This is a genomic window from Qipengyuania soli (genome assembly GCF_015529805.1).
Classification (GTDB): Bacteria; Pseudomonadota; Alphaproteobacteria; order Sphingomonadales; family Sphingomonadaceae; genus Qipengyuania; species Qipengyuania soli.
Genome location: NZ_CP064654.1, coordinates 1,537,678 through 1,562,894 on the forward strand (window position 1 = coordinate 1,537,678; position 25,217 = coordinate 1,562,894).

The 25,217-nt window shown below is 63.4% G+C and carries 30 protein-coding genes; 9 read left to right on the forward strand and 21 right to left on the reverse strand.

Annotated features, from left to right (window positions below; genetic code table 11):
- Positions 1–38: 38 nt before the first annotated feature.
- The 6 genes from mdh (at position 39) to IRL76_RS07655 (ending at position 8,397) form a co-directional block, all read left to right on the forward strand.
- Entirely contained in the window at positions 39–1,001 is a 963-nt protein-coding gene (mdh, locus tag IRL76_RS07630; RefSeq protein WP_200980793.1) for a malate dehydrogenase, read from the forward strand.
- 35 nt (positions 1,002–1,036) lie between these two features.
- Positions 1,037–1,927 carry a succinate--CoA ligase subunit alpha gene (gene sucD / locus IRL76_RS07635; protein ID WP_200980794.1) on the forward strand — a complete coding sequence of 297 codons (891 nt, stop codon included), beginning with the start codon at positions 1,037–1,039 and terminating at the stop codon, positions 1,925–1,927.
- A 103-nt stretch (positions 1,928–2,030) separates the two neighbouring features.
- Positions 2,031–4,868 (forward strand): 2-oxoglutarate dehydrogenase E1 component, encoded by a 2,838-nt coding sequence (locus tag IRL76_RS07640; protein ID WP_200984229.1) that lies wholly within the window; start codon positions 2,031–2,033, stop codon positions 4,866–4,868.
- Positions 4,869–4,896: 28 nt separating this feature from the next.
- Positions 4,897–6,141: a 2-oxoglutarate dehydrogenase complex dihydrolipoyllysine-residue succinyltransferase gene (odhB, locus tag IRL76_RS07645; protein WP_200980795.1), complete on the forward strand. Its 1,245-nt coding sequence runs from the start codon at positions 4,897–4,899 to the stop codon at positions 6,139–6,141.
- A gap of 10 nt (positions 6,142–6,151) precedes the next feature.
- Entirely contained in the window at positions 6,152–7,561 is a 1,410-nt protein-coding gene (gene lpdA, locus IRL76_RS07650; RefSeq protein ID WP_200980796.1) for a dihydrolipoyl dehydrogenase, read from the forward strand.
- 2 nt (positions 7,562–7,563) lie between these two features.
- On the forward strand, positions 7,564–8,397 hold the full coding sequence (locus IRL76_RS07655) for a hypothetical protein (RefSeq protein WP_246449597.1): 834 nt from the start codon (positions 7,564–7,566) through the stop codon (positions 8,395–8,397).
- Here IRL76_RS07655 and IRL76_RS07660 read toward each other — a convergent pair.
- A complete protein-coding gene (locus tag IRL76_RS07660; RefSeq protein WP_200980797.1) occupies positions 8,379–10,055 on the reverse strand; it encodes a dipeptidyl-peptidase 3 family protein in 1,677 nt (558 codons plus the stop codon). The genes IRL76_RS07655 and IRL76_RS07660 overlap by 19 nt on opposite strands.
- 124 nt (positions 10,056–10,179) lie before the next feature.
- Here IRL76_RS07660 and IRL76_RS07665 point away from each other — a divergent pair, with 124 nt between their 5' ends.
- Genes IRL76_RS07665 through IRL76_RS07675 form a run of 3 tightly spaced genes read left to right on the forward strand, consistent with a single transcriptional unit; the run spans position 10,180 to position 12,886 of the window.
- The gene (locus IRL76_RS07665; protein ID WP_200980798.1) at positions 10,180–11,514 is read left to right on the forward strand and encodes an amidase family protein; all 1,335 of its coding nucleotides are present in this window, start codon (positions 10,180–10,182) and stop codon (positions 11,512–11,514) included.
- Positions 11,515–11,570: 56 nt separating this feature from the next.
- Complete coding sequence (locus IRL76_RS07670; RefSeq protein ID WP_200980799.1) at positions 11,571–12,269, forward strand: PepSY domain-containing protein; 699 nt, start codon at positions 11,571–11,573, stop codon at positions 12,267–12,269.
- Positions 12,266–12,886, forward strand: coding sequence for a trimeric intracellular cation channel family protein (locus IRL76_RS07675; RefSeq protein ID WP_200980800.1), 621 nt, complete (start codon positions 12,266–12,268; stop codon positions 12,884–12,886). Before IRL76_RS07670 ends, IRL76_RS07675 begins: the two co-directional genes overlap by 4 nt.
- Here the strand turns inward: IRL76_RS07675 and IRL76_RS07680 are convergent.
- The 20 genes from IRL76_RS07680 to rpsQ form a co-directional block, all read right to left on the reverse strand.
- On the reverse strand, positions 12,883–13,677 hold the full coding sequence (locus IRL76_RS07680; protein ID WP_200980801.1) for a hypothetical protein: 795 nt from the start codon (positions 13,675–13,677) through the stop codon (positions 12,883–12,885). The genes IRL76_RS07675 and IRL76_RS07680 overlap by 4 nt on opposite strands.
- Before the next feature lie 124 nt (positions 13,678–13,801).
- Positions 13,802–14,392 carry a hypothetical protein gene (locus IRL76_RS07685; protein WP_200980802.1) on the reverse strand — a complete coding sequence of 197 codons (591 nt, stop codon included), beginning with the start codon at positions 14,390–14,392 and terminating at the stop codon, positions 13,802–13,804.
- 329 nt (positions 14,393–14,721) lie between these two features.
- The gene (rplQ, locus tag IRL76_RS07690; RefSeq protein WP_200980803.1) at positions 14,722–15,141 is read right to left on the reverse strand and encodes a 50S ribosomal protein L17; all 420 of its coding nucleotides are present in this window, start codon (positions 15,139–15,141) and stop codon (positions 14,722–14,724) included.
- 90 nt (positions 15,142–15,231) lie between these two features.
- Positions 15,232–16,287 (reverse strand): DNA-directed RNA polymerase subunit alpha, encoded by a 1,056-nt coding sequence (locus IRL76_RS07695; protein ID WP_200980804.1) that lies wholly within the window; start codon positions 16,285–16,287, stop codon positions 15,232–15,234.
- Positions 16,288–16,394: 107 nt separating this feature from the next.
- The gene (rpsK, locus tag IRL76_RS07700) at positions 16,395–16,784 is read right to left on the reverse strand and encodes a 30S ribosomal protein S11 (RefSeq protein WP_160607305.1); all 390 of its coding nucleotides are present in this window, start codon (positions 16,782–16,784) and stop codon (positions 16,395–16,397) included.
- Positions 16,785–16,844: 60 nt separating this feature from the next.
- On the reverse strand, positions 16,845–17,213 hold the full coding sequence (gene rpsM, locus IRL76_RS07705) for a 30S ribosomal protein S13 (protein WP_200980805.1): 369 nt from the start codon (positions 17,211–17,213) through the stop codon (positions 16,845–16,847).
- 330 nt (positions 17,214–17,543) lie between these two features.
- Positions 17,544–18,173, reverse strand: coding sequence for an SRPBCC family protein (locus tag IRL76_RS07710; RefSeq protein ID WP_200980806.1), 630 nt, complete (start codon positions 18,171–18,173; stop codon positions 17,544–17,546).
- 64 nt (positions 18,174–18,237) lie between these two features.
- Positions 18,238–18,885 carry an adenylate kinase gene (locus tag IRL76_RS07715; RefSeq protein WP_200980807.1) on the reverse strand — a complete coding sequence of 216 codons (648 nt, stop codon included), beginning with the start codon at positions 18,883–18,885 and terminating at the stop codon, positions 18,238–18,240.
- A 32-nt stretch (positions 18,886–18,917) separates the two neighbouring features.
- Complete coding sequence (secY, locus tag IRL76_RS07720) at positions 18,918–20,282, reverse strand: preprotein translocase subunit SecY (protein ID WP_200980808.1); 1,365 nt, start codon at positions 20,280–20,282, stop codon at positions 18,918–18,920.
- 105 nt (positions 20,283–20,387) lie between these two features.
- Positions 20,388–20,912 carry a 50S ribosomal protein L15 gene (gene rplO / locus IRL76_RS07725; RefSeq protein ID WP_200980809.1) on the reverse strand — a complete coding sequence of 175 codons (525 nt, stop codon included), beginning with the start codon at positions 20,910–20,912 and terminating at the stop codon, positions 20,388–20,390.
- A 92-nt stretch (positions 20,913–21,004) separates the two neighbouring features.
- Entirely contained in the window at positions 21,005–21,190 is a 186-nt protein-coding gene (rpmD, locus tag IRL76_RS07730; protein WP_200980810.1) for a 50S ribosomal protein L30, read from the reverse strand.
- A 5-nt stretch (positions 21,191–21,195) separates the two neighbouring features.
- Entirely contained in the window at positions 21,196–21,975 is a 780-nt protein-coding gene (gene rpsE, locus IRL76_RS07735; protein WP_425504519.1) for a 30S ribosomal protein S5, read from the reverse strand.
- Between the two features lie 2 nt (positions 21,976–21,977).
- Positions 21,978–22,322, reverse strand: a complete 345-nt coding sequence (gene rplR / locus IRL76_RS07740) for a 50S ribosomal protein L18 (RefSeq protein ID WP_200980811.1) — start codon at positions 22,320–22,322, stop codon at positions 21,978–21,980.
- Position 22,323: 1 nt separating this feature from the next.
- Positions 22,324–22,857, reverse strand: coding sequence for a 50S ribosomal protein L6 (gene rplF / locus IRL76_RS07745; RefSeq protein ID WP_200980812.1), 534 nt, complete (start codon positions 22,855–22,857; stop codon positions 22,324–22,326).
- Entirely contained in the window at positions 22,857–23,252 is a 396-nt protein-coding gene (gene rpsH, locus IRL76_RS07750; protein ID WP_200980813.1) for a 30S ribosomal protein S8, read from the reverse strand. The genes rplF and rpsH overlap by 1 nt, the downstream gene beginning before the upstream one ends.
- A gap of 11 nt (positions 23,253–23,263) precedes the next feature.
- Positions 23,264–23,569: a 30S ribosomal protein S14 gene (rpsN, locus tag IRL76_RS07755; RefSeq protein WP_200980814.1), complete on the reverse strand. Its 306-nt coding sequence runs from the start codon at positions 23,567–23,569 to the stop codon at positions 23,264–23,266.
- Positions 23,570–23,595: 26 nt separating this feature from the next.
- Positions 23,596–24,174, reverse strand: a complete 579-nt coding sequence (gene rplE, locus IRL76_RS07760) for a 50S ribosomal protein L5 (protein WP_200980815.1) — start codon at positions 24,172–24,174, stop codon at positions 23,596–23,598.
- Positions 24,167–24,490, reverse strand: a complete 324-nt coding sequence (rplX, locus tag IRL76_RS07765) for a 50S ribosomal protein L24 (RefSeq protein ID WP_200980816.1) — start codon at positions 24,488–24,490, stop codon at positions 24,167–24,169. The genes rplE and rplX overlap by 8 nt, the downstream gene beginning before the upstream one ends.
- The gene (rplN, locus tag IRL76_RS07770; protein ID WP_006831888.1) at positions 24,490–24,858 is read right to left on the reverse strand and encodes a 50S ribosomal protein L14; all 369 of its coding nucleotides are present in this window, start codon (positions 24,856–24,858) and stop codon (positions 24,490–24,492) included. Before rplN ends, rplX begins: the two co-directional genes overlap by 1 nt.
- A gap of 62 nt (positions 24,859–24,920) precedes the next feature.
- Entirely contained in the window at positions 24,921–25,211 is a 291-nt protein-coding gene (gene rpsQ / locus IRL76_RS07775; protein ID WP_200980817.1) for a 30S ribosomal protein S17, read from the reverse strand.
- Positions 25,212–25,217: the final 6 nt, after the last annotated feature.

Genomic DNA, 25,217 nt, shown 5'->3' on the forward strand with positions numbered 1-25,217 from the left:
CGACTGGTCCCGCGGCAGGAACAAGGACCCTTCCCCCTATGGCTCGCAAGAAGATCGCCCTCATCGGCTCCGGCATGATTGGTGGCACACTCGCCCACCTCGCCGCGAAGAAGGAAATGGGCGACATCGTCCTGTTCGACATCGCCGAGGGCATTCCGCAGGGCAAGGCGCTCGACCTGTCGCAGTGCGGCCCGGTCGAAGGCTTCGACGCGAAGATTACCGGCACCAACGATTATGCCGACATCGCCGGCGCCGACGTGGTGATCGTCACCGCCGGCGTGCCGCGCAAGCCGGGCATGAGCCGCGACGACCTGCTCGGCATCAACCTGTCGGTGATGAAGGCGGTCGGCGAAGGCATCAAGAACAACTGCCCCGACGCTTTCGTGATCTGCATCACCAACCCGCTCGACGCGATGGTCTGGGCGCTGCGCGAATTCAGCGGCCTGCCGCACAACAAGGTCGTCGGCATGGCCGGCGTGCTCGACAGCGCGCGCTTCGCGACCTTCCTTGCCTGGGAATTCGGCGTTTCGGTGAAGGACGTGAACGCTTTCGTCCTCGGCGGTCACGGCGACACCATGGTTCCCGTCACCAGCTACACCACGATCAACGGCATCCCGGTCAAGGACTTCGCCAAGATCAAGGGCGTCGCTGAAAGCCGCATCGACGAGATCGTCCAGCGCACCCGCTCGGGCGGCGGCGAGATCGTCGGCCTGCTCAAGACCGGCTCGGCCTACTACGCCCCCGCCACCAGCGCGATCGCGATGGCCGAAGCCTATCTCGGCGACCAGAAGCGCATCCTCCCCGTCGCGGCCTATGTCGACGGCAAGTACGGCCTCGACGGCCTCTATGTCGGCGTGCCCGCGGTCATCGGCGCGAACGGCATTGAGGACGTGGTCGAAATCGCCCTGTCGGACGAGGAAAAGGCCAACCTCAAGGTCTCGACCGACGCGGTCGAGGAACTGCTGGTGGCCTGCAAGGGCCTCGACAACTCGCTCGCCTGAGCACCCCTAGAAATCAAATCCAAGGAGAGGCCCTCGTGAGCATCCTCGTCGACAAGAACACCAAGGTCATCACTCAGGGGATGACCGGTGACACCGGTACCTTCCACACGCAGCAGGCGCTTGCCTATGGCACGCAGATGGTTGCGGGCGTGACTCCCGGCAAGGGCGGCACCACCCACATCGACCTGCCGGTCTATGACACGGTCGCCGAAGCCAAGGCTGCCACCGGTGCGACCGCATCGTGCATCTACGTGCCGCCGCCGTTCGCTGCGGATTCGATCCTCGAGGCTATCGATGCCGAAGTCGAACTGATCGTTTGCATCACCGAAGGTATTCCGGTGCTCGACATGGTTCGCGTGAAGCGCGCGCTGTCGGGTTCGAAGTCGCGCCTCATCGGCCCCAACTGCCCGGGCGTCCTGACCCCGGGCGAATGCAAGATCGGCATCATGCCCGGCAGCATCTTCCAGAAGGGTTCGGTCGGCGTAGTCTCGCGTTCGGGCACGCTGACCTATGAAGCTGTCCACCAGACCACGATGGTCGGCCTTGGCCAGACCACCGCGGTCGGTATCGGCGGCGACCCGGTCAACGGCACCAACTTCATCGACGTGCTCGACCTCTTCCTCAAGGATGACGAAACCAAGTCGATCATCATGATCGGCGAAATCGGCGGCAGCGCCGAGGAAGAAGCCGCCGAATTCATCGCCTACAAGGCGAAGCAGGGCGTGAAGAAGCCGATGGTCGGCTTCATCGCCGGTCGCACGGCGCCTCCGGGCCGCCGCATGGGTCACGCGGGCGCCATCGTTTCGGGCGGCCAGGGCGGCGCAGAAGACAAGATCGCCGCGATGGAGAAGGCGGGCATCCGCGTTTCGCCCTCGCCCAGCGAACTCGGCACCACGCTCGACGCGCTGTTGAAGGAACTCGCCTGACCGACGATTGCGGACAGGCTGTCTCCTCCCCGGGAGCCTTCCGCACCGTAAAGGCATTGCCAGATAGGAGCCGACACAAGCGTCGGCGCGAAAGGTGACCCAGATGGGTAACGAAAGCCATGATTTCCTGCCCGAGCTGGGCAACCAGGAAGGTCCGCAACCGGGCCCGAGTTGGGGCAGCAGCCGCAGCTGGCTGTCCGACGTCGTCGACAGCGGCGCCGACCTGACTGCCGCGCTCGACCCGACGCAGATGCGCATCGCGGTCGCGCAGGCGGCCGAGAAGGCTGGCAAGGCTCTCGATGCAAAGGCCGTGGAACAGGCGGCAGACGATTCCATCCGCGCGATGCTGCTCGTCCGGCTCTATCGCGTTCGCGGTCACCTTGCGGCGAACCTCGATCCGCTGGGCCTGTCGCACCACGACGTACCCGAGGACCTGACGCTCGAATGGCACGGGTTCGAGAACCAGCTCGACCGCGAAGTCTATGTCGGCGGCGTGTTCGGCTTCGAATGGGTCAAGGTCCGCGACCTCTACGAGGCGCTGCGCAGCACCTATTGCGGCAATGTCGGCCTCGAATACATGCACATCTCGGACACCGAGGAGCGCCGCTTCCTCCAGGACAAGTTCGAGACGCCCGAGGACACGATCCAGTTCACGCCCGAGGGCAAGCGCGCCATCCTCGCCTCGGTCATCCGCGGCGAGCAGTACGAAGCCTTCCTCGGCAAGAAATACGTCGGCACCAAGCGTTTCGGCCTGGACGGCGGTGAATCGATGATCCCCGCGCTCGAGGCGGTGATCAAGTACGGCGGCCAGCTCGGCGTGCGCGAGATCATCTACGGCATGGCCCACCGCGGCCGCCTGAACGTCCTCGCGAACGTGATGGGCAAGCCATACAAGGTCATCTTCCACGAATTCTCCGGCGGCAGCGCCAACCCCGACGATGTCGGCGGTTCGGGCGACGTGAAGTACCACCTCGGCACCAGCACCGACCGCAGCTTCGACGGTATCGACGTGCACATGAGCCTTGTGCCCAACCCCTCGCACCTCGAGGCGGTGAACCCAGTCGTTCTCGGCAAGGCCCGCGCGCAGCAGGCCATCCGTGACGACCTCAAGAAGCACGAGCAGGTCCTCCCCGTCCTCCTCCACGGCGACGCGGCCTTCGCAGGCCAGGGCATCGTGTGGGAGTGTCTCGGCTTCTCGGGCGTGCGCGGCTACAACACCGGTGGCTGCCTGCACTTCGTCATCAACAACCAGATCGGCTTCACGACGAGCCCCAAGTTCGCGCGCTCCTCGCCCTACCCCAGCGACGTCGCCAAGGGCGTCCAGGCACCGATCCTGCACGTCAACGGCGACGATCCGGAAGCGGTGACCTTCGCCTGCAAGCTGGCCATCGAATACCGCCAGGTCTTCGGCCGCGACATCGTGATCGACATGTGGTGCTATCGCCGCTTCGGCCACAACGAGGGCGACGAGCCCAAGTTCACCCAGCCGCTGATGTACGACCGCATTCGCGAACATCCCAAGGTCAGCAAGATCTACGCCGCCCGCCTCGAGGCAGAGGGTGTGATTGCGCCGGGCGATGCCGACAAGCTGTGCGACGAGTTCAACGAGCACCTCGAGCAGGAATTCGCCGCTGCGAAGGAATACAAGCCCGACGTGGCCGACTGGTTCGGCGGGCGCTGGGCCGGCATGAACAAGCCTGCCGATCCCGAAAACGCGCGCCGTAACGTCGAGACAGCGATCCCCAAGAAGCTGTTCGACAGCCTTGGCCGCACGCTCACGACCGTCCCTGACGACCTGACCATCCACAAGACCCTGGGCCGCGTGCTCAAGGCCAAGGAGGACATGTTCGCCAGCGGTTCCGGGTTCGACTGGGCTACGGCGGAAGCGCTCGCCTTCGGCAGCCTCGTCACCGAAGGCTTCGGTGTCCGCCTGTCGGGCCAGGATTCGGGACGCGGCACCTTCAGCCAGCGCCATGCCGTCTGGGTCGACCAGAACACCGAGCGCAAGTACATCCCGCTCTGCCAGCTGCCGCATGGCAAGTTCGAGGTCTACGACAGCCCGCTGTCCGAATACGGCGTGCTCGGCTTCGAATACGGCTTCGCAATGGCCGATCCCAAGAGCCTGGTGATGTGGGAAGCGCAGTTCGGCGATTTCGCCAACGGTGCGCAGATCATGATCGACCAGTTCATCGCCGCGGGCGAAGCCAAGTGGCTGCGCGCCAACGGCCTGGTCCTGCTGCTGCCGCACGGATACGAGGGCCAGGGTCCGGAACACAGCTCGGCGCGTCTCGAACGCTTCCTCCAGCTGTGTGCGAACGACAATATCCAGGTGTGCAACATCACCACGCCGGCGAACTACTTCCACGTGCTTCGCCGCCAGATGCTGCGCAACTTCCGCAAGCCCATGGTCATCATGACCCCCAAGAGCCTGCTGCGTCATCCACTCGCCAAGTCGGATGCCGCCGAGTTCATGGGCGATACGCATTTCATGCGCATCAAGTCGGACATGAAGGACATTGCCGACGCCAAGGTGAAGCGCCTCGTGCTGTGCAGCGGCAAGGTCGCCTACGACCTCATGCAGCGCCGTGACGAGGCAGGCCTCGAGGACGTGTCGGTTGTCCGTATCGAGCAGCTCTACCCCTTCCCCGGCGAACCGCTCGCGGCGCGCCTCAAGAAGATGAAGAACCTCGAGAAGATCGTCTGGTGCCAGGAAGAACCGAAGAACAATGGCGCCTGGTTCTTCGTCGACCGCCTGATCGAGGAAGCTGCCGACGCGGCGGGCAAGAAGGGCATGCGTCCCTGCTATGCCGGTCGCGAAGTCGCTGCATCGCCAGCCACCGGCTACGCCAGCCGCCACCAGGTCCAGCAGGAAGCGCTGGTCAACATCGCGCTCGGCCTGAACGACGGCGACAATTCCGCCGCCAGCACCACCTGCAACTGATCGAGGCCCCGGAAGGAATAACGATATCATGGCCACCGAAGTCAAAGTCCCCACGCTGGGTGAATCGGTCACCGAAGCGACCATCGGCGAACTTCTCAAGAAGGTCGGCGACACGGTGAAGGTGGACGAGCCCATCGTCAGCCTTGAGACCGACAAGGTTGCGGTCGAAGCGCCCTCGCCCGTCGCGGGCACGATCACCGAGATCAAGGTTGCCGTCGGCGACACGGTCGAGGTCGGCGCGGTCATCGCCGTCGTGAGCGACGGCGTGGCGGCAGGCGAGACCACCGCAATCGAACCGCGCGAGGCCCCGGCCCCGTCGCCTGCCCCCGCCCCCGCCCCCGCGCCTGCACAGGCGAAGGAAGCCGCTTCCGACAGCGCCCAGACGCTGTCGCCTGCCGTTCGCCGCGCAGTGCTCGAACACGGCGTCGATCCCTCGACGATCAAGGGTACCGGCAAGGACGGTCGCCTGACCAAGGAAGACGTCGTCGCCGCTGCTCAGGCCAAGTCGAGCGCACCTGCGACCGCTCCGGCCGACTCCGCCGGTCCGGCCGCGGTTGCCGCCGCCACCGGCGAGCGTCGCGAGGAACGCGTCAAGATGACGCGCATGCGCCAGACCATCGCCAAGCGCCTCAAGAGCGCGCAGGAAACCGCCGCGCTGCTGACCACCTTCAACGACGTCGACATGTCGGAAGTGATGGCCGCGCGCGAACGGTACAAGGACCTGTTTGCCAAGAAGCACGACATCAAGCTGGGCTTCATGAGCTTCTTCGCCAAGGCTGCCTGCCTGGCGCTGAAGGACATCCCGGGCGTCAACGCGCAGATTGACGGCGACGAGATCGTCTACCACGATTACGTCGACATCTCGGTCGCGGTCTCGGCCCCCAACGGCCTCGTCGTGCCAGTTGTACGCGATGCCGACAGCAAGTCGTTCGCACAGATTGAGAAGGACATTGCCGACTTCGGCAAGCGCGCCAAGGAAGGCACGCTCACCATGGAAGACATGAAGGGCGGCACCTTCACCATCTCCAACGGCGGCGTGTTCGGCGGCCTGATGTCGACCCCGATCATCAATCCGCCGCAGAGCGCCGTCCTCGGCCTCCACCGCATCGAAGACCGCCCGGTCGTGCGCAACGGCGAGATCGTGATCCGCCCGATGATGTACATCGCGCTGTCCTACGACCACCGCCTGATCGACGGCCGCGAGGCGGTCACCGCACTCAAGATCATCAAGGAAGCGATCGAAGATCCCACGCGGATGCTGATCGACCTCTGAGGAAGAAATCATGGCTGAATACGACTACGACGTCCTCGTCATCGGCGCCGGTCCCGGCGGTTACGTTGCCGCTATCCGCGCGGCACAGCTGGGCCTCAAGACCGCCTGCGCGGAAAGCCGCGAGACGCTGGGCGGCACCTGCCTCAACGTCGGCTGCATCCCGTCAAAGGCCATGCTGCACGCATCGGAGTATTTCGACGCCGCCGCAAACGGCACGATGGCGCATATGGGCATCGAAGTTTCGCCGAAGCTCAATCTCGACGCCATGCATGGCCAGCGCCGCGATGCGGTGAAGCAGCTAACCGGTGGCATCGAGTTCCTGTTCAAGAAGAACAAGGTCGACTGGAAGAAGGGCCACGCCACCTTCCAGGACGCGCATACGGTCAGGGTCGGCGACGAGACGGTCACCGCGAAGAACGTGATCATCGCCACCGGCTCCTCAGTCACGCCCCTGCCCGGTGTCGAGGTCGACAACGACAAGCAGGTGGTGGTCGATTCCACCGGCGCGCTCGAACTCAAGGCCGTGCCGAAGAAGATGGTCGTCATTGGTGGCGGCGTGATCGGGCTGGAACTCGGGTCGGTCTGGCGTCGTCTCGGGGCAGAGGTGATCGTGGTCGAATATCTCGACCAACTGCTCCCCGGCATGGACGGCGAAGTCCGCAAGGAAGCGGGCAGGATCTTCAAGAAGCAGGGCATGGAACTGCGCCTGTCGACCAAGGTCACCGGCTGCACCGCCAAGGGCAAGAAGGCGACGCTGACGCTCGAACCCGCCGCTGGCGGCGAGGCAACGACGCTGGAAGCAGACTGTGTGCTCGTATCCATCGGTCGTCGGCCGAACACCTCGGGCCTCGGCCTGGAAAACATCGGCCTCGAGCTCAACAAGCGCGGCCAGATCGAGACCGATCACGACTTCCGCACCGCGGTCGACGGCGTGTGGGCCATCGGCGACGTTGTCCCCGGCCCGATGCTCGCGCACAAGGCCGAGGACGAAGGCATCGCATGTGCCGAGAACATCGCCGGACAGACCGGCATCGTGAACCACGATGTCATCCCCGGCGTCGTCTACACCTGGCCCGAGTTTGCCGGTGTCGGCCTGACGCAGGAAGAGGCGATCGAGAAGCTGGGCGACAAGACGAAGGTCAAGGTCGGCAAGTTCCCGATGATGGCCAACAGCCGCGCCAAGACCAACCATGAGCCGGACGGTTTCGTGAAGGTCATCGCCGATGCCGAGACGGACCGCGTGCTCGGCGTCTGGGCCATCGCATCGGTCGCCGGCACGATGATCGCCCAGGCCGCGCAGGCCATGGAATTCGGTGCCACCAGCGAGGACATCGCCTACACCTGCCACGCTCACCCGACGCACTCAGAGGCGATCAAGGAAGCGGCGATGGCGGTCCAGGGCAAGCCCATCCACATCTGACCATGGAAGCCGCGCCGATGCACCCGACAGGAACGGCATCGGCGCGGTATCCGGCACTGTTCGCGCTCGGCCTGCCGGTCCTTGCCGGTATCGCGTACCTTTGGCTCGGGGGAGCACCAGCGAGCTATCCGGTCATCAACGCCGTGGCCCTTGCGACAGGTTGGGCTGCCATCCTCCTCCCGGCTGTCGAGCCATCCCTGCGCCTTCGCCGCGCAATTCTCATCGCGCTGCTGGTCGTTCTCTTCCTTCCGCTCGCAACGGGACCACACCTCAACGGCATTTCCCGCTGGCTACCCCTAGGTCCGTTCCAGCTCCACGCGGGATCGCTCGTCCTGCCGACCATCGCCGTCCTCGCAGCGCGTGAGCCGGACTATGCCCCGCCAATCCTGCTCACGGCGTTGCTTGTTGCCTTCGTCCAGCCGGACGCCGCGACAGGCTACGCTGTCATGTTCGCAGCTGCCGGCCTCTACAACGCAACGCGCGACTGGCGACTGGTCCTTGTGGCGGGAGTGGCATTCCTTGCCAGCCTGATCGCCGGATTTCGCGGCGAACTGCCAGCCCAGCCCTTTGTCGAGCGCGTGCTCATCCAGCTCGGGCTTGACGCACCCTTGATCGGACTGGGACTGCTCACCGCCCTGCTCGGCGGGTTCTTCACCGTTGTCCATGCCCTTCACGCGCCCAAACCCGAACGGCATGCGCTCGCAGGCGCCCTGTTCGGCTTCTCGCTCGCCGCGCTGGTGTCAAACTACCCCAGCGTCCTCATCGGCTATGGCGCGGCGCCGATCATCGGCTTCGGCGTGGCACTCGCCCTCGCCCGTCAGACGCCGTCGGGGTAAAGGGGCCGAATGTCGACCGGTATGTCGCCCATGGCGGCAAACCTGGCTTTCGCCGCCGCATCGAGCACGGCATAGCGCGCGAAAAAGGCCTTGGTCCCTTCGTAATCGCCACGCGCCTGCAGCATGAGCTGGTCGTGGAGCAGGTCTTCCAGCCCGCTTTCGAGCTGTGCGTAGTCGACGACGTAGCGATTGCTATCGCCATCCCAGGCGAACGCACCCTTCTCCTTGAGGTAGCCGTACTGCAGCGCCGCGCCCTTGCCGTGAGCCTCGTCGATGCCGAAGCGCATCGCCCGGAAGATGCCCGCGAAATAGGTGGCGAGCAGTTGCTGCTTCTCCGCCTTGGGCAGCTCGCCCTTCTCCATCATGAAAAGGATGTTCCACACGCCCATAACGTCGGCCTTGCTCTCCTCGAGCGCCGAGTACTGCTCCTTCAGCTCCTCGTTCACCGTTGTCTGGCGGCCGTTCTTGGTGATCGTGCCCGGCCCGAGGCTGTGCGACAGCTCGTGGAACAGCGTTTCGAGTTCCATGTACTTCTTCGCCACCAGCTTCGCCTGGTCGGGCTTCAGCACGACATCGCCGATGGGATCGAGAATGCGCTCGTATTTAGCGCCGAGAACATTGGCGAGAATGACCTTCTTCGCGCCCTTGGCCTCACGCACGCGCTCGTCATTGGGCAGGTTGAAGGCGATGGTTTGCACGCCGGGGACATTGTCGCCGCCGCCGTGGACTTGGTCGGCCACCGCGATGGGGCTTTCGAAGCCACGCTGGAAGTTCTTGTACTGGTCCTCGATCGGGAGGTTGCCTTCCATGTCGCGCAGGTAGTGCTTGTACTTGTCGAGCGCGGCGCTTTCCTCGGGATTGCGCAGGGTAACGAAGCTCTCGAAGGCGGTCTTGGTGCCGTAGAGGCGGTCGGTGTAGACTTCGTAGGGGCCAATCGCGACTTCGATGGGCGTGTCCTTCAAATCCATCCAAGCCATCTCGCTCTCGAAATAGTCGTCGGTGAGGAAGCTTGCCGCCCGCAGCGAAAGGAACTTCTTGAGGCTGGGGTTCGAGGTGCGTTGCGAGGCCTGTTCAAGCAAGCGCGCGGCCGGAACGAGGAATTCGCGGTACTCGACGGAATAAGGCACGGCGACCAGCCGGTCACCCTCGCGCTTGACCACCGTATAGGGACTAAGCAGCGCCTCCTTCTGGTCGGGATGAGCGGCAAGGTAGGCATCGAACTCCTCGCGCGTCAGCTCGGTCGGGTAAAAGCCGGCTCCCTCGGGCAACTGGGTAGTTCCCCAGAACGGGTGAAATTCGGCAAGATCGTCCCACGCGCCGAAATAGCGGTCGAACATTGCAAGCAGCATGTCGCGGTCGCCGCGCTTGCTGTTGGCAATCGCTGCGCGAACCTGCGGATTGTCGGCGTAGCGCTGGCGCAGGTAGATCTTGTCCATGTAGCCCGATGCTTCGATCAGCATGTTCACCACATCGCGTTCCTCGGGCGTGAGGTAACTGGTGTCGGGTGTCATGCGGATCTCGGCCAGCTTCGCGTACTGCGCCGCCATGTCGTAGCCTTCATGGGCGGCGGGCGTTTCAGTGCTTGCGACCTTGGTCTCGGTGGCAAGCGGGGCGCAGGCAGCACTGGCGAGCAGAAGGGGCAGGATGGCGCGACGCATGTGAATCTCCTCCGGGACTTTGTCTCTGGTTATCCAACGCCATGCGGGTCCGAAGTGTCCCGCGCAAGCAGCCGATTGACCGGCGACCGACCTTGTCCGACAAGGCGGGCGAGAGGGAGAGACGATGGCTTATCCGAAACTGACCAAGCAGCCGGGTGCACTCGAAACCGCCGCAGCGATCCGCAATGGATCCATGTCGCCTATCGAAGCGGTCGAAGCGGCGATCGCGCGCATCGAACATCACGATGCGCATATCAATGCGGTCGCGGTCACCGATTTCGATCGCGCGCGTGATGCGGCCAAGGCGCTTGGCAAGCGCCAGCCTAGCGCGGACGAACCGCTGTTCGGTGTGCCCATGACCGTCAAGGAGAGCTTCAATGTCGCGGGTTTGCCGACGACATTCGGTCACGAGCAGTATGCCGATAATATCGTAGACAAGGATGCGGAGGTCGTCCGCCTGCTGAAGGGCGCCGGTGCGATCATCCTTGGCAAGACCAACGTTCCCCCAGACCTCGCCGACCTGCAGAGCAACAACCCCGTCTACGGCCGCACCAACAATCCGCACGATCATGACCGGGTGGCTGGCGGATCGAGCGGCGGTTCGGCGGCAGCGGTCGCTAGCGGAATGGTGCCATGCGAATACGGCAGCGATATCGGCAGCTCGATCCGCAACCCGGCGCATTTCAATGGCATCTATGGCCACAAGACCAGTTTCGGCCTCGTCAGCAGGCGGGGTCATACGCATCCGGCGGCCGGCGGCCTCGACGTGCACGAGGGCCCGCTTTCGGTCGTCGGTCCCCTTGCCCGTTCGGCCGAAGACCTCACCGCCCTGCTCGAGATCACCACTGCGCGACCGCTCGTGCGGCGAGAGAAGTCTTTGTCGGAGTGCCGCTTCCTTGCCGTGCTCGAGCATCCGGTCAGCGAAGTTGACGCTTCCGTGCGGGTGCCCATCGAGGAAGCTCTGGCAGAACTGGAAAAGGCCGGGGCCACGATCGACCGCACCAGCGCGCTGCTTCCCGATCTGGCCGAGTTGCATGCTGATTACCTGCGCCTGCTCAACGTCGCCATGGCACGCGGTCGTCCGGCACCCGGCGGCAAGGAGATGTCGCTGGTCGACTATTACCTCCTGCTCGACCGGCAGGCTCGCTGCGAATACGCGTGGGGCGACCTTTTCGCCGAGTACGATTTCGTCCTCGCGCCGCCGCTGCCCTTCCTTGCCTACAAGCACGACGCTACACCGATCAACCAGCGCCGCATCACGATCAACGGCAAGGATTCCGCCTTTGCCGACGCGCTGGCCTGGGCAGGCATCGCCACCTATCCCAACCTTCCTTCCACCGTCGTCCCGGTCGGGGCGACCGACGGCTTGCCGTGCGGCATGCAGGTCATGGGGCCGCGTTGGTCCGACCTCGATTGCATCGCCACCGCGGGTGCCATCGGGAAGCTGTTGCACGGCTGAGCCTGCTCGGCCAAAGCAGACCGCCTTCGGGGGTCAATGAAAAGGACGGGGACTGCATGGCGCAACAGCGCATGATGCTCAAATTCGCAAAGTGGCACATCTGGCTTGGCTGGCTGGTCGGCGTGCCCGTCCTGATGTGGACGGTCACGGGTCTCGTCATGGTCGCCAAGCCGATCGAGGAAGTGCGCGGCAACCATCTTCGCAAGGAAGCCGCCCCGGCCGCGTTGCCTGCAGACACCCGCATCGCAATATCGCTGCCTTCGGGAAGCACCAAACCGGTCAGTTCGGTGACGACACGCGTCGAGCGCGGCGAGACGATCACCCGGATCGCCTACCTCGACGGAACAAGCGACCGCTTCGCCGCAGACGGACGCCGGATGGGTCCGGTTTCCGAGGTCGAGGCGCGCCTGCTTGTCGCGCAGGAGATCGTTGGCGGCGACAAGGTTACCGGCACCAGCAGGTTTGCGGCCGATGACGTGCCGCTCGATTTCCGGCGTCCCCTACCCGTCTGGCAGGTCCGGCTCGCTGATGGCACCCATGTCTATGTCGGGACGGAAACCGGCGAGATCGAGGCGGTCCGCACGCGCTGGTGGCGAACGTTCGATTTCGTTTGGGGCCTTCACATCATGGACCTGCAGACGCGCGAGGATACGCACCACCCGATCCTGATCCTCTTCGCAGTCCCGTCCGTTCTCGGCGCCCTGCTCGGCTGCATCCTGATGTTCCGCCGCCGCAAGGCGCGCGTCGCGGCATGAACAGCGAGGTCCTGACCCCGGTCCTCGACTGGCTCGACCTCGCAGGCGTGGCGATTTTTGCCTTGACCGGTGCCCTCGTTGCGGCGCGCGAGAAGCAGACCATGGTCACGCTGTCGTTCTTCGCGCTGGTGACCGGCGTTGGCGGAGGAACGATCCGTGACCTCCTCATAGGGGCGCCGGTATTCTGGATCCACGACGCCTGGGTGGCCGCAATCTGTCTCGGGGTCGCGCTCTTTGCCTGGTTCACACCAACGCGCTGGTGGGAAGGAACATTTCTCTCGATCGCGGATGGCCTCGGGCTGGCTGCGTATGCGGTGCTCGGCACGGCAAAGGCGCTGGAATACGGCGTGCCTCATATCCCCGCGCTGTTGATGGGGATCATCACAGGCTGCGCCGGCGGGATCATCCGCGACGTTATCGCGGGTCGCCCGTCAATCCTGATGAAGCCGGAACTCTATGTTACAGCGGCCGCACTATCCGCGAGCGTCACCGTGCTTGGCGAAACGATCGGGATACCGCGAGAACTGACATGGGTGCTGGCGACGGGCGCAGGTTTCGGCCTGCGCCTCGCCGCAATCAGGTGGAAGCTCGCGCTCCCGGCCTACGGCAGGGACTAGGCGCCCTTGCCCTGATAGCCGGTGCCGAACTCGATGTCGGCATCGACCGGGGCCCCAGCCGAGGGACCTCCGGGATAGGTGGCATCCGCCCCACCCTGTGCATCCGTGCGCGCTCGTGCGGCGGCATAGTAATCATCGCCGTACTGGCTATCGTCACGAGCCTGGTCGCCACGGTCCTCGTCGTCGCGTTCTTCCCAGGACTGGTCGCCCCGATCGTCGTCGTTGCTGCCCTGGTAGTTGCGATCCTCGCGACCGCGACCATAGTCGATCGCTTCGATCCGGCCGTCCTGGCCGATCGAGCAGGTCCATCCATCGCGATTGTAGAGAGTGCCGGTCACTTCCCACCCGCGCGCGTTGCGATTCACCGTATCGACAGTCTCGATGCGGGCATTGCGTTCGACCTCGTCGACGCAGGTGTTGATCGCGCGATCGATACCGCGCGTGTCGTCGTAGCCCGAATTCCAGTCGCCACGGCGCTGATCGGGATAGGGACGCGGATAGTCGCGGTCGCGATAGCGGCGGTCCTGCGAATTCTTGGCTGCACTGGCGATCGCGGCGATCCCGCCAAGGATCAGCACGCCGGCAAGGATGTCGCCACCATCGACGCGATTGCGACGATAGCGGTACCAGTGGTTGTGAACGACGTCCTCACCCGGGGCCCAAGCCATCGGAGCGTCTACCGACACGGCCGGGACCGGTGCCGGAAGATCGGCGGCGAGAACGGGAGTTGCGGTGAGCGAGAGAGCGGCAAGGATTGCCGGTGCGGCGGAAAGCTTGAAGACCTTGGTCATGGCCCGATTACCCCAGAGTGCCCGCCCCCACCAAGACGCGCGGCTGATACGATGGCAAAAAAATAGGCGGTCCAGGCTGCATGGAGCCTGAACCGCCCGTGGTGGTCATTGCACGGTTCGTCGCTTAGCCGAGACCGCGAATTCCCTTGAAATCGACGTCGGTCACGCGACCACGCTCGATGTAGCAGGTGAACTTGCCGCTATCGCGGTCGTTCCAGCGGTTGTAGCGGTTGTAGTTGTCGCGATAGCCGTAACGGTCATAGCGTCCGCCGCGATAATTGCCGTCGACCATGATGCGACCCTTTACGCGCCAGCCGTAGCGGGTGTCCTTGACGTCGCTGATGTCGGTGACCTGGGCGTAGTTGTAGCCGTAGCGACGGGCATCCTGGCGAGCCGCATTGACGCAACGTTCCACGGCAGCACGCGGATTGCCGCGGCTCGACCAGCGGTCACCGCGATAGTCGCGGTCGTTGTAACGATAGTCGCGGTCGCCATAACGATAGTCGTCATAGCCGTAGCCACGGTTCTTGCTGGCGGCACTGGCAACAGCGGCGATGCCGCCGATGATCACGGCCCCGGCGATCACGTCACCGACGGAAATCCCGTCATTGTCGCGGTGGCCGGCGTAGGCAGGCGTAGCACCCGCAAGCGCCATTGCGCCGACGGCTGCCGTTGCGATCCCACCCTTCGCAAAGGTCTTCAGGTTCTTGGTCATGTGAGGCTCTCCTCGAAAGCACCGTGGCGGGACTGCCTCGGTTGAGCCTCTTCTAGGTGATTCGCTCTGAGGTCACGCTGAACTCGGCTGACAGGCCCCGTTCAGCATTTTGCCTATTTTTATGAATATCATTTTGTACTTAGAATCCGATACTTACCCAAGAAAGCGCTCCGAACGTCCCTTTTCGAAGCCTTCGCCCGGAGCTCTGATCGGCAAGGGCTCTGTTAATATTGGAAGCACTTTACCTGAACTTTATTGCCCCGCACGGGCAAAACAAAAGGGCCGGAAGGTTTCCCTTCCAGCCCCGCTTGTCTTGCTACGAAGGCGCCTCAGGCGTCTTCGAACTCTTCCTCGTTCATCACCGGACCCGAATCCTGGCCCTTGGCATCGACGTCGCGATCGACGAGCTCGATGACGGCCATCGGAGCGGCGTCGCCAGCGCGGATGCCGGCCTTGATGATGCGGGTGTAGCCGCCGTCACGGTCCGAATAACGCTCGGCCAGGACGTCGAACAGCTTCTTGAGCTGTGTTTCGTCCTGCAGGCGGCCCTGCGCGAGGCGACGGTTCGAAAGACCGCCACGCTTTGCCAGCGTGATCAGCTTTTCGACGTAGGGACGCAGTTCCTTCGCCTTGGGGGCGGTGGTCATGATCTGCTCGTGCTTGATCAGCGCGGCAGCCATGTTGCGGAACATGGCGTTGCGGTGGCCGGTCTTGCGCTGCAGCTTGCGGCCGGAAAGTTTGTGACGCATTTCAATACTTCCTTCGTTCGTAAGGGGCCCGTTCTAGGTAGCCCGGTACGGGCCGGAATTGCGGGTCCGGCCCATTCCCGTTGCGAGGTGTTAGCCCAGCAGCTCCTGTTCGAGCTTCTTGGCCATTTCCTCGATGTTCTCGGGCGGCCAGCCGGGGATGTCCATGCCGAGGCGCAGGCCCATCGAGCTCAGGACTTCCTTGATCTCGTTGAGCGACTTGCGGCCGAAGTTCGGCGTGCGGAGCATCTCGGCCTCGGTCTTCTGGACCAGGTCGCCGATGTAGATGATGTTGTCGTTCTTGAGGCAGTTGGCCGAACGCACCGACAGTTCCAGCTCGTCGACCTTCTTGAGAAGGTAACGGTTGAGCTGGTTGGTGTCGCTTTCCTGCGGCTCCGCAGCCTGGCCGATCATGGCCGAAGGTGCCTGCGGGATGCCGTCCTCGAAGTGGACGAACAGCGTCAGCTGGTCCTGGAGGATACGCGCGGCATAGGCCACGGCATCTTCCGGAGCCACGGTGCCGTCGGTTTCGACGGTCAGCGAGAGCTTGTCGTAGTCCAGTTCCTGGCCAACGCGGGCGTTCTCGACCTTGTAGCTCACCTGGCGAACCGGCGAGTAGAGCGAGTCGACCGGGATCAGGCCGATCGGAGCGTCCACCGGACGGTTCATCACGGCCGGGCGATAGCCCTTACCGGTGTCGGCGGTCAGCTCCATGTTGAGCGTCGCACCTTCGTCGAGGTGGCAGATCACGAGATCCTTGTTCATCACCTCGATATCGCCCGAGACGGCGATGTCGCCGGCCTTCACTTCGGCAGGGCCGGTGGCGGAAAGCTGCAGGCGCTTCATGCCTTCGCCTTCCATCTTCAGCGCGATCTGCTTCACGTTAAGGACGATGTCGGTGACGTCTTCGCGGACACCGGCGAGCGACGAGAATTCGTGCAGCACGCCTTCGATCTTGATCGAGGTGATCGCGGCACCCTGGAGCGAGCTCAGGAGCACGCGGCGCAGGGCATTGCCGAGCGTCAGGCCAAAGCCACGCTCGAGCGGTTCAGCAACGAAGGTAGCCTTGCGGGCCTTGTCGCCGGAATCCTTGATATCAAGGCTATTGGGTTTCTTGAGTTCCTGCCAGTTCTTGATGTTGACGGACATGAAAATCCCCTGGTTCGGATGCGGGCGGGACCGGAGCTCTTTGGCAAGAGCGCCCGGTCCGTGGAGGGTGTCGGCGGCCCGCTAGCGAGCCGCCAGGCAGGTACGGATCAGACGCGACGACGCTTGGAAGGACGGACCCCGTTGTGCGGGATCGGCGTCACGTCGCGGATCGAGGTGATGGTGAAGCCCACCGCAGCAAGACCGCGCAGCGCGCTCTCACGACCCGAGCCCGGGCCCTTCACTTCGACCTCGAGGGTGCGAACGCCGTGTTCGGCGGCCTTGCGGCCCGCGTCGTCGGCAGCAACCTGCGCGGCATAGGGAGTCGACTTGCGGCTGCCCTTGAAGCCCATCATGCCGGCGCTGGACCAGCTGATAGCATTGCCCTGAGCGTCGGTGATGGTGATCATGGTGTTGTTGAAGCTGGCGTTGATGTGCGCAACGCCCGAAGAAATGTTCTTCTTGTCGCGGCGCCTGATACGGCCGGGTTCGCGTGCCATGGTGTTCTTTCCTTACATTCTCTCAAGAAGGGAAAAGCGTTCGGGACAAAGCCCCGAAGCTTACTTCTTCTTGCCGGCGATCGGCTTGGCCTTACCCTTGCGGGTGCGGGCGTTGGTGTGGGTGCGCTGGCCGCGGACGGGCAGGCCGGCACGATGACGAAGGCCGCGGAAGGACTTGAGGTCCATCAGGCGCTTGATGTTCATCGCGGTGTTGCGGCGCAGGTCGCCTTCGACAGTGTAGTCGGCGTCGATCGTCTCGCGGATGCGCAGCACTTCCTCATCGGAAAGGTCCTGCACGCGGCGAGCGTGGTCGATACCGAGCTTGTCGGCGATCTCGAGGGCCGTGGTACGGCCGATACCGTGAATATAGGTCAGCGCGATGATAACGCGCTTGTTGGTGGGGATGTTTACCCCGGCAATACGAGCCACTTACTTCTCCATGCTCCACAGGGACGTACCGGAAGGCCGGCACCCCTATCTCATCGCTCAATCCACTCGGCGCAGGCGGCATGCTAACGCAAAAAGCCCGGTTGGCGCGCACATTGGCTGTCGCCTGCCGGACTCACCGCAAGTGTCGAATGAAAGGCGCGCTTAGGAGGATTCGCCTTGGGCGTCAACCGCCTTGCGCACGCGACACGACGAACCGCCGATATGGGCGGCTCGCCTCGTGTTTCAAGCCTGTTACACCAGCCGCGAGGCGAGGTCAAAAGTCCTCGCGGCCATTTGAACGTTAACCGCGTAAATGCTGCAGCTGTTCGATCAATCCTGCCCGAGGCTGTCGATTTCCGCCTCCAGGCTGTCAGGAGAAGGGTTCTCGGTAGCCGCGGTCTCCCGATCCTCGGCGGTATCTAGCGGCCCGAGGTGATCGCGAAGCGCCCGCAACTGCTGCGTCATCACGCCATCAACCGCTTTCGAGATCTCGTCGATCTTGTAGCGCATGGGGCCACCGACATTGTATTCCCACAGCACCCGGGTGCCCCCTTCGACCCCTTTCAGTGTGATGGTGAGGACCCCGGTGGCGGGTTCACCCTGCAGCGGGCCAAGCCCGCCGCGCATGCGTAGGACCTTGAGCGGATAGGACTGGATGACGGTCATGTGCTGGACACTGCCATCGAGCGAGAAACCATCCTTGCGGTCCTCGCCAGGCACCTTTTCGCAGAAGCAGCCCCCGGCCTGCGGTACCAGAGTCATGTTTGAGGCATCGCCCGACCAGGTATGGGCGTCAGTCCACCAATCACCCGGCTTGGTCAGTGCCAGCCAGGTCTTCATGCTTGTAGTCGCGACCGTAACCGTGTCACGGGTCACGAATCCATCTGCGCGAGTTTCAACGACTTCGGCTGCCACAGGTGCGGCAGAAAACAGCGCTATGGCGGTGGCGAAACGGTGCATCCCTCACTCCCCTCTGGATCGAGGTCCTAAGCGATGGGCGCAGGCTTGAAAAGGTCGGCTCGGATCAGCGCGAGAGGATCGCGTCGATCGCGTGCGTCACTTCACCGATAGCGGCCATGCCATCGACACGGCTGACGATGCCGCGCGCTTCGTAGCCGGGCAGGATCGGCGCGGTTTCGTTGCGATAGACCGCCATTCGATTGCGAACGGTCTCTTCGTTGTCGTCGGGGCGACGCTTGAATTCGGTCGACCCGCACTTGTCGCAAACACCCGGCTTCTCGGGTTGCTTGAACGTATCGTGATAGCCTTCGCCACAATTGGCGCAGGTAAACCGACCGGTGATGCGCTCGACGAGCGCGTCTTCGTTCACTTCCAGTTCGATCACATGGTCGAGCTTGCGGCCATGCCTTGCGAGGATACTGTCAAGCATCTCGGCCTGGGCTTCGGTGCGGGGATAGCCGTCGAAAATAGCGCCCGTGTCTGGCCCCATCGCGGTCAGTTCCGCATCGATGAGCTCGCTCACGATGTCGTCCGAAACGAGGTCGCCGCGATCCATGATCGCCTTCGCCTTGATGCCGACCGGGGTTCCTGCCTTCACTGCCGCGCGAAGCATGTCGCCGGTCGACAGCTGGCGCATCCCGTGATGCTCCTCGAGGCGTTGTGCCTGCGTGCCCTTGCCAGCGCCCGGAGGGCCAAGAAGGATAATGTCCATCGCGTTAAGTCCCCTTCACCTGCGTTGATGCCTTAACGCAGGCGCCCCTTCAACTTGGCCTTTTTGATGAGATCGCCATACTGATGCGCCAGCAGGTGCGACTGGATCTGGCTGATCGTGTCGACCGTAACGTTGACCACGATCAGCAGGCTGGTCCCGCCGAGGAACAGCGGTACGCCCGTTTGCGCGATGCCCCATTCGGGAATGACGCAGACGATGGTCAGGTAGATCGCGCCGATCACGGTGATACGCGTCAGCACGTAGTCGAGATACTCCTCGGTGCGCTTGCCCGGACGGATGCCCGGGATGAAGCCGCCATTCTTCTTCAGGTTCTCCGACGTCTCTTCAGGATTGAAGACGATCGCCGTGTAGAAGAAGCAGAAGAAGATGATGCCGATGGCGTAGAGCGCCATGTAAAGCGGCTGGCCATGCTGGAGGTACTGCAGCACGGTCTGGAGGATCGAGCCAAAGGTCGTATCGGTGTCCACGGAATTGCCCGCGAACTGGGTGATCGTCAGCGGCAGCAGAAGCAGCGAGCTGGCAAAGATCGGCGGGATGACACCCGCAGTATTGAGCTTGAGCGGCAGGTGCGAACGGTCGGCCTGCATCATCCCGCGCTGCGTCGCGCGCTTGGGATACTGGATGAGAAGGCGCCGTTGGGCGCGCTCGAAGAAGCAGATGCCAAGGATCAGCAGCACCGCCATAACGATGAAGCCGACGATCGTACCGGTCGAAATCGAACCTTCCGAATAGCCCTTGCCCATGTTGCTGACGAATGTCGGGAACTGGGCGACGATACCGGCCATGATGATCAGCGACACGCCGTTGCCGATGCCGCGACTGGTGATCTGTTCACCCAGCCAGAGGAGGAACATGGTCCCGCCGACAAGGCTGATGACGGCACCTATGCGGAACATCAGGCCCGGTTCGACGACGGCCTGGAGGCCGCTTTGCGCACCGTAGCTTTCAAGGCCGGATGCAAGGAACCAACCCTGGATCGCGCACAGGAAGACCGTGCCGTAGCGGGTATACTGGTTGAGCTTCTGACGCCCTGCCCCGCCCTCTTTCTTCAGCGCGGCGAGACTCGGATGCAAAGCAGCCGCCAGCTGCACCACGATCGAGGCCGTAATGTAGGGCATGACGCCGAGCGCGATGAGACTCATGCGCTCAAGGCTGCCGCCCGAAAATGTGTTGAACAGGTCGAGGATGCCACCGCGGGTCTGATCGTACAGGTCGCTGAGGATGAGCGGATTAACGCCCGGCAGCGGCACGAAGCTCAGGAAGCGGAAGACGATCAGCGCGCCGATGGTGAACCAGATACGGTTCTTGAGCTCGGTGGCTTTCGAGAAATTGGCGAGACTGAGGTTGCTCGCGATATTGTCGGCGCGTGATGCCATTGGTCGTATTCGATCCTAGCTTGTCGCCGGCCCGTCCCGGCGCTGACCGGACAGATAGGGAGAGGGGGGCGGAATGTCGAACCCCGCCCCCCGCTTTTTTGTCGGTTACTTGGCCTTCTTGGCCTTGTTGGCTTCGGCGCGAGCAGCCTTTTTCTCGTGCTCGGGCTGGGCCTTCTCGATGATCTCGACCTTGCCGCCAGCCTTTTCGACCGCCTCGATCGCGCCCTTCGACGCGCCGGCAACCTTGAAGGTGACCTTGGTCGTCAGTTCGCCCTTGCCGAGCAGACGGACGCCGTCCTTGCCACCGCGAGCGAGGCCAGCAGCCTGCAGCGCTTCGTGGTCGAGGGTCTTCTTGGTGTCGAGCTTCTTGGCGTCGATGAACTTCTGGACCATGCCCAGGTTCACTTCGGCATAGTCCTTGGCGAAGGGGTTGTTGAAGCCACGCTTCGGCAGGCGCATGTGAAGCGGCATCTGGCCGCCTTCGAAGCCCTTGATGGCGACGCCCGAACGGCTCTTTTGGCCCTTCTGGCCACGGCCGCCAGTCTTGCCCTTGCCCGAGCCGATGCCACGGCCCACGCGGATGCGGGACTTACGGGCGCCTTCGTTGTCGCGGAGATCGTTCAGTTTCATGGTGTGCACTCGCTTTCGCTTTAGTTCGCGCTGAAAAATGGAAGCGGCCCGCTATCGCAGCAGGCCGCCCCCGTCAATTATGCTGTCGCAGATCAGTCGACGATCTGGACGAGATGCGGGATCTTCGCAATCGCGCCACGCACCTCGGGGGTGTCCTGGCGCTCGACGATCTTGTGCATCTTGTTCAGCCCAAGACCGATGAGGATCTTGCGCTGGCTTTCCGGACGGCGGATCGGCGAACCGACCTGCTTGATCTTGATGGTGCTGTTCTTGGCCATCGATCTTACTCCGCGATAGCGGCGGCGTCGGCTTCAGCCTCGGCCTCCGATGCCCCGCCGCGACCCAGCAGGTCGGCAACCTTCTTACCGCGACGCTGGGCCACCGACTTCGGCGAAGTCTGGTCCTGCAGCGCGTCGAAGGTGGCGCGGATCATGTTGTAGGGGTTCGAGGTGCCGACCGACTTGGTCACCACGTCGGCAACGCCGAGGCTCTCGAACACGGCGCGCATCGGACCACCGGCGATGATGCCGGTACCCGGAGGCGCGGTGCGGACGGTGACCTTGCCGGCACCGAAGCGACCATTGCCGTCGTGATGGAGGGTGCGGCCCTCCTTCAGCGGAACGCGGATCATCTTCTTGCGCGCCGAGGCAGTCGCCTTCGAAATGGCTTCCGGCACTTCGCGGGCCTTGCCGTGGCCGAAGCCGACGCGACCCGAGCCATCACCCACGACGACCAGCGCAGCGAAACCGAAGCGCTTGCCGCCCTTCACCGTCTTGCTGACGCGGTTGATGTGGACGAGCTTCTCGATGATGCCGTCGTCTTCTTCCTCGCGCTTGCCGCGACGATCGTCGCGACCACGGCCACGACCGCGGCCTTCGCCACGCTCGCCACCGCGACCACGGCCACGGCCCTGGCGTTCCTGCGGCTGGCCCTCGTCGCCCTGGGCAGCCGACTGGTTGTCGGCGGCTTCGGACGGCGTGTCGGCGATTGCCGGCTGCTCGTTGGTCACCGCGTGCTCGGTCTCGGCAGCCACGGTTTCTTCGTTCTTGTTTTCGTCAGCCATCATCAGAACTCCAGCCCGCCTTCGCGAGCGGCGTCGGCCAGCGCCTTGACGCGGCCATGGAACAGGAAGCCGCCGCGATCGAACACGACGGTGGTCACACCGGCCTTCTTGGCTGCGGCGGCGATGTCGCTACCGACCTGCTTGGCGGCGTCGACATTGGCACCCGAGTTCTTCGCACCGAGCGTCGAGGCGGCGGCGAGGGTCTTGCCCGCGGCGTCGTCGATGATCTGCGCGTAGATGTGCTTGCCGGTGCGGTGGACCGAAAGGCGCGGCTTGCCGCCCGAAACGCTCTTGAGAGCGGTACGGACGCGGCGGCGGCGGCGTTCGAAGAGGGAAAGCTTTGCCATCTTACTTCTTCTTCCCTTCCTTGCGGAAGATGTATTCGCCGCGGTACTTGATGCCCTTGCCCTTGTAGGGTTCGGGCTTGCGCCAGCGGCGGACTTCGGCGGCAAACTGGCCAACGGCCTGCTTGTCGATGCCGGAAATCTCCACGGTGGTCTGGTCGGGGGTCTTCACTTCGAGACCTTCGGGAACATCGAGGTCGACGTCGTGCGAATAGCCTAGCTGAAGCTTGAGCTTCTTGCCCTGCGCATTGGCACGGTAGCCGACGCCGGTGATCTCGAGGACCTTGGTGAAACCGTCGGTCACGCCTTCGACGAGGTTCGACACGAGCGTGCGCTGCATGCCCCAGTGGCTGCGGGCAGCCTTGGTGTCGTTCGCCGGCTTGACTGCGATTTCGCCGTCTTCGAGCTTGTACTCGACCAGGTCCGACAGACCCATCGAAAGGGTGCCCTTGGGACCCTTCACGTTGAGCATGCCGTTATCGATGGCGGCAGTGACCCCGCTCGGGATCGCTACCGGCTTCTTGCCGATGCGGCTCATCAGAACACCTCCGCCAGCACTTCGCCGCCGACGTTCTGCGAACGGGCTTCCGCGTCGGAAAGCACGCCCCTCGGCGTCGAGACGATGGTGATGCCAAGGCCGTTGCGAACAACCGGGAGTTCTTTCGAACCCGAGTAGACGCGGCGGCCAGGCTTGGAGACGCGAGCGACATGCTTGATCGCAGGTTCGCCCTCGAAATACTTCAGTTCGATCCGCAGCTGCGGGTGCTTGCCCGAGGTGTCGTCGCTGAAGCCACGGATGTAGCCTTCACGCTGGAGCACTTCGAGGACGTTCGCACGCAGCTTGCTGGCGGGCGAAAGGACGCTGTCCTTCTTCGCGCGCTGGCCGTTGCGGATACGGGTGAGCATATCACCCAGGGGATCGGTCATAGCCATCTGTCTTTACCTCACCAGCTCGACTTGGTCAGGCCCGGAATCAGGCCCTTGTTGCCGAGGTCGCGCAGTTCGACGCGGCAAAGCCCGAACTTGCGGTAGTAGCCGCGCGGGCGGCCGGTGGTGGAGCAGCGGTTGCGAACACGCGTCGGGTTCGCATTGCGCGGCAATTCAGCCATCTTGAGGCGGGCCATCAGGCGCTCGGTCTCGTCGGCATTCTTGTCGTCAGCGATAGCCTTCAGCTTCGCGTACTTGTCCGCATACTGCTTGACGAGCTTCTTGCGACGCTCGTTCTTGTTGATCGAACTCAGTTTCGCCATTGGACTTAAGTTCCTCTATTAGCGGCTCACGCCGCTTCCTTCTCTTCCGACGCTTCGGCCGGGAACGGGAAACCGAACAGACGGAGCAGCTCGCGCGCTTCTTCGTCGGTCTTCGCCGTGGTGGTTACGATGATGTCCATGCCCCGAACTTTCTCGATCTTGTCGTACGAGATTTCGGGGAAGACGATCTGTTCCTTCAGGCCCATGGCGTAGTTGCCACGGCCGTCGAACGACTTGGGATTCAGGCCACGGAAGTCGCGGATGCGGGGCATTGCGACGGTGACGAGACGATCCATGAATTCGTACATGCGTTCACGGCGCAGGGTGACCTTGCAACCGATCGGCATGCCTTCACGCAGCTTGAACTGCGCGATCGACTTCTTGGCCTTGGTGATGACCGGCTTCTGACCAGCGATCAGAGCCATTTCCTCGGCGGCCGTCTGGACCTTCTTCTTGTCCTGGCTGGCTTCGCCGACGCCCATGTTGAGCGTGACCTTCTCCAGCTTCGGAACTTCCATGGCATTCTTGTAACCGAACTTCTCGGTCATCGCCTTGACGATCACGTCGTCGTAGCGCTTGCGCATGCGGGGGGTATAATCAGCCATCGATGGTCTCCCCGGACTTGACGGCAACGCGCACCTTCTTGCCGTCCTTCGAGGTTTCGAAGCGGACGCGGGTGGGCTTGCCGGACTTGGGATCGGCCAGCGCGACCTTCGAGATGTGCATCGGCGCTTCGAAGCGGTCGATGCCACCCTGCGGGTTCTGCTGGGTCGGCTTGCGGTGACGGGCAGCGACGTTCACGCCTTCGACGACGACCTTGCCGTCCTTCGGCATGACCTTCGCGACGGTGCCGGTCTTGCCCTTGTCCTTGCCGGACAGGACGACGACGCTGTCACCCTTCTTGATCTTTGCGGCGGCCATTACAGCACCTCCGGAGCAAGCGAGATGATCTTCATGAAGCCACGGCCGCGCAGTTCGCGCACGACGGGTCCGAAGATACGGGTACCGATCGGTTCCTCGTTCTTGTTGACGAGAACCGCGGCGTTGCTGTCGAAGCGGATAACGCTGCCGTCGGGACGACGGACGTCCTTCTTCGTGCGCACGATGACGGCACGATGGACATCGCCCTTCTTCACCTTGGTGCGCGGCTGGGCTTCCTTGACGGAAACCACGATCACGTCGCCCACGGAAGCAGTCCGGCGCTTCGACCCGCCCAGTACCTTGATGCACTGGACGCGCTTTGCGCCGCTGTTGTCCGCGACGTCGAGATTGGATTGCATCTGGATCATCGATCCGGTTCCTTCTCACTGGCTTGCCGGAACCAGTCCGGCAGTTCCTTACGTCTAACTGCTCAGTTACCTGCGGCTGCGACGTCGAGGTCAGCCTCGACAGCCTGCGTGCCACCTGCGGTAACGCGATCGATCACCTGCCAGGTCTTGGTCTTGGAGATCGGCTTGGTTTCTTCGATGCGCACGACGTCGCCGAGCTGGTACTCGTTCTTCTCGTCGTGGGCATGGTACTTCTTCGAGCGACGGATGATCTTCCCGTAGAGCGGGTGCTTCACCTTGCGCTCGACGAGCACGGTCACGGTCTTGTCGGTCTTGTCGGAGGTGACGGTCCCGATCAGGATACGCTTGGGCATGGTCTA

Coding starts and splice junctions, on each gene's coding strand:
- rpsH (WP_200980813.1), bottom strand. CDS start 23,252: ATGGCTATGACCGATCCCCTGGGTGATATGCTCACCCGTATCCGCAAC.
- IRL76_RS07685 (WP_200980802.1), bottom strand. CDS start 14,392: ATGACCAAGAACCTGAAGACCTTTGCGAAGGGTGGGATCGCAACGGCA.
- secY (WP_200980808.1), bottom strand. CDS start 20,282: ATGGCATCACGCGCCGACAATATCGCGAGCAACCTCAGTCTCGCCAAT.
- IRL76_RS07655 (WP_246449597.1), top strand. CDS start 7,564: ATGGAAGCCGCGCCGATGCACCCGACAGGAACGGCATCGGCGCGGTAT.
- IRL76_RS07670 (WP_200980799.1), top strand. CDS start 11,571: ATGGCGCAACAGCGCATGATGCTCAAATTCGCAAAGTGGCACATCTGG.
- rpsN (WP_200980814.1), bottom strand. CDS start 23,569: ATGGCGAAACTGAGTTCGATCAACAAGAACGAGCGTCGCAAGAAGCTC.
- IRL76_RS07675 (WP_200980800.1), top strand. CDS start 12,266: ATGAACAGCGAGGTCCTGACCCCGGTCCTCGACTGGCTCGACCTCGCA.
- rpsE (WP_425504519.1), bottom strand. CDS start 21,975: ATGGCTGACGAAAACAAGAACGAAGAAACCGTGGCTGCCGAGACCGAG.
- IRL76_RS07660 (WP_200980797.1), bottom strand. CDS start 10,055: ATGCGTCGCGCCATCCTGCCCCTTCTGCTCGCCAGTGCTGCCTGCGCC.
- rplR (WP_200980811.1), bottom strand. CDS start 22,322: ATGGCAAAGCTTTCCCTCTTCGAACGCCGCCGCCGCCGCGTCCGTACC.
- IRL76_RS07695 (WP_200980804.1), bottom strand. CDS start 16,287: ATGTCCGTCAACATCAAGAACTGGCAGGAACTCAAGAAACCCAATAGC.
- rpsQ (WP_200980817.1), bottom strand. CDS start 25,211: ATGCCCAAGCGTATCCTGATCGGGACCGTCACCTCCGACAAGACCGAC.
- IRL76_RS07680 (WP_200980801.1), bottom strand. CDS start 13,677: ATGACCAAGGTCTTCAAGCTTTCCGCCGCACCGGCAATCCTTGCCGCT.
- IRL76_RS07710 (WP_200980806.1), bottom strand. CDS start 18,173: ATGCACCGTTTCGCCACCGCCATAGCGCTGTTTTCTGCCGCACCTGTG.
- rplF (WP_200980812.1), bottom strand. CDS start 22,857: ATGAGCCGCATCGGCAAGAAGCCGGTAGCGATCCCGAGCGGGGTCACT.
- rplQ (WP_200980803.1), bottom strand. CDS start 15,141: ATGCGTCACAAACTTTCCGGCCGCAAGCTGCAGCGCAAGACCGGCCAC.
- rpmD (WP_200980810.1), bottom strand. CDS start 21,190: ATGGCCAAGAACAGCACCATCAAGATCAAGCAGGTCGGTTCGCCGATC.
- mdh (WP_200980793.1), top strand. CDS start 39: ATGGCTCGCAAGAAGATCGCCCTCATCGGCTCCGGCATGATTGGTGGC.
- odhB (WP_200980795.1), top strand. CDS start 4,897: ATGGCCACCGAAGTCAAAGTCCCCACGCTGGGTGAATCGGTCACCGAA.
- IRL76_RS07665 (WP_200980798.1), top strand. CDS start 10,180: ATGGCTTATCCGAAACTGACCAAGCAGCCGGGTGCACTCGAAACCGCC.
- IRL76_RS07715 (WP_200980807.1), bottom strand. CDS start 18,885: ATGGACATTATCCTTCTTGGCCCTCCGGGCGCTGGCAAGGGCACGCAG.
- lpdA (WP_200980796.1), top strand. CDS start 6,152: ATGGCTGAATACGACTACGACGTCCTCGTCATCGGCGCCGGTCCCGGC.
- rpsK (WP_160607305.1), bottom strand. CDS start 16,784: ATGGCACGCGAACCCGGCCGTATCAGGCGCCGCGACAAGAAGAACATT.
- rplE (WP_200980815.1), bottom strand. CDS start 24,174: ATGGCTGATTATACCCCCCGCATGCGCAAGCGCTACGACGACGTGATC.
- rplO (WP_200980809.1), bottom strand. CDS start 20,912: ATGAAACTGAACGATCTCCGCGACAACGAAGGCGCCCGTAAGTCCCGC.
- rplN (WP_006831888.1), bottom strand. CDS start 24,858: ATGATCCAGATGCAATCCAATCTCGACGTCGCGGACAACAGCGGCGCA.
- rplX (WP_200980816.1), bottom strand. CDS start 24,490: ATGGCCGCCGCAAAGATCAAGAAGGGTGACAGCGTCGTCGTCCTGTCC.
- IRL76_RS07640 (WP_200984229.1), top strand. CDS start 2,031: ATGGGTAACGAAAGCCATGATTTCCTGCCCGAGCTGGGCAACCAGGAA.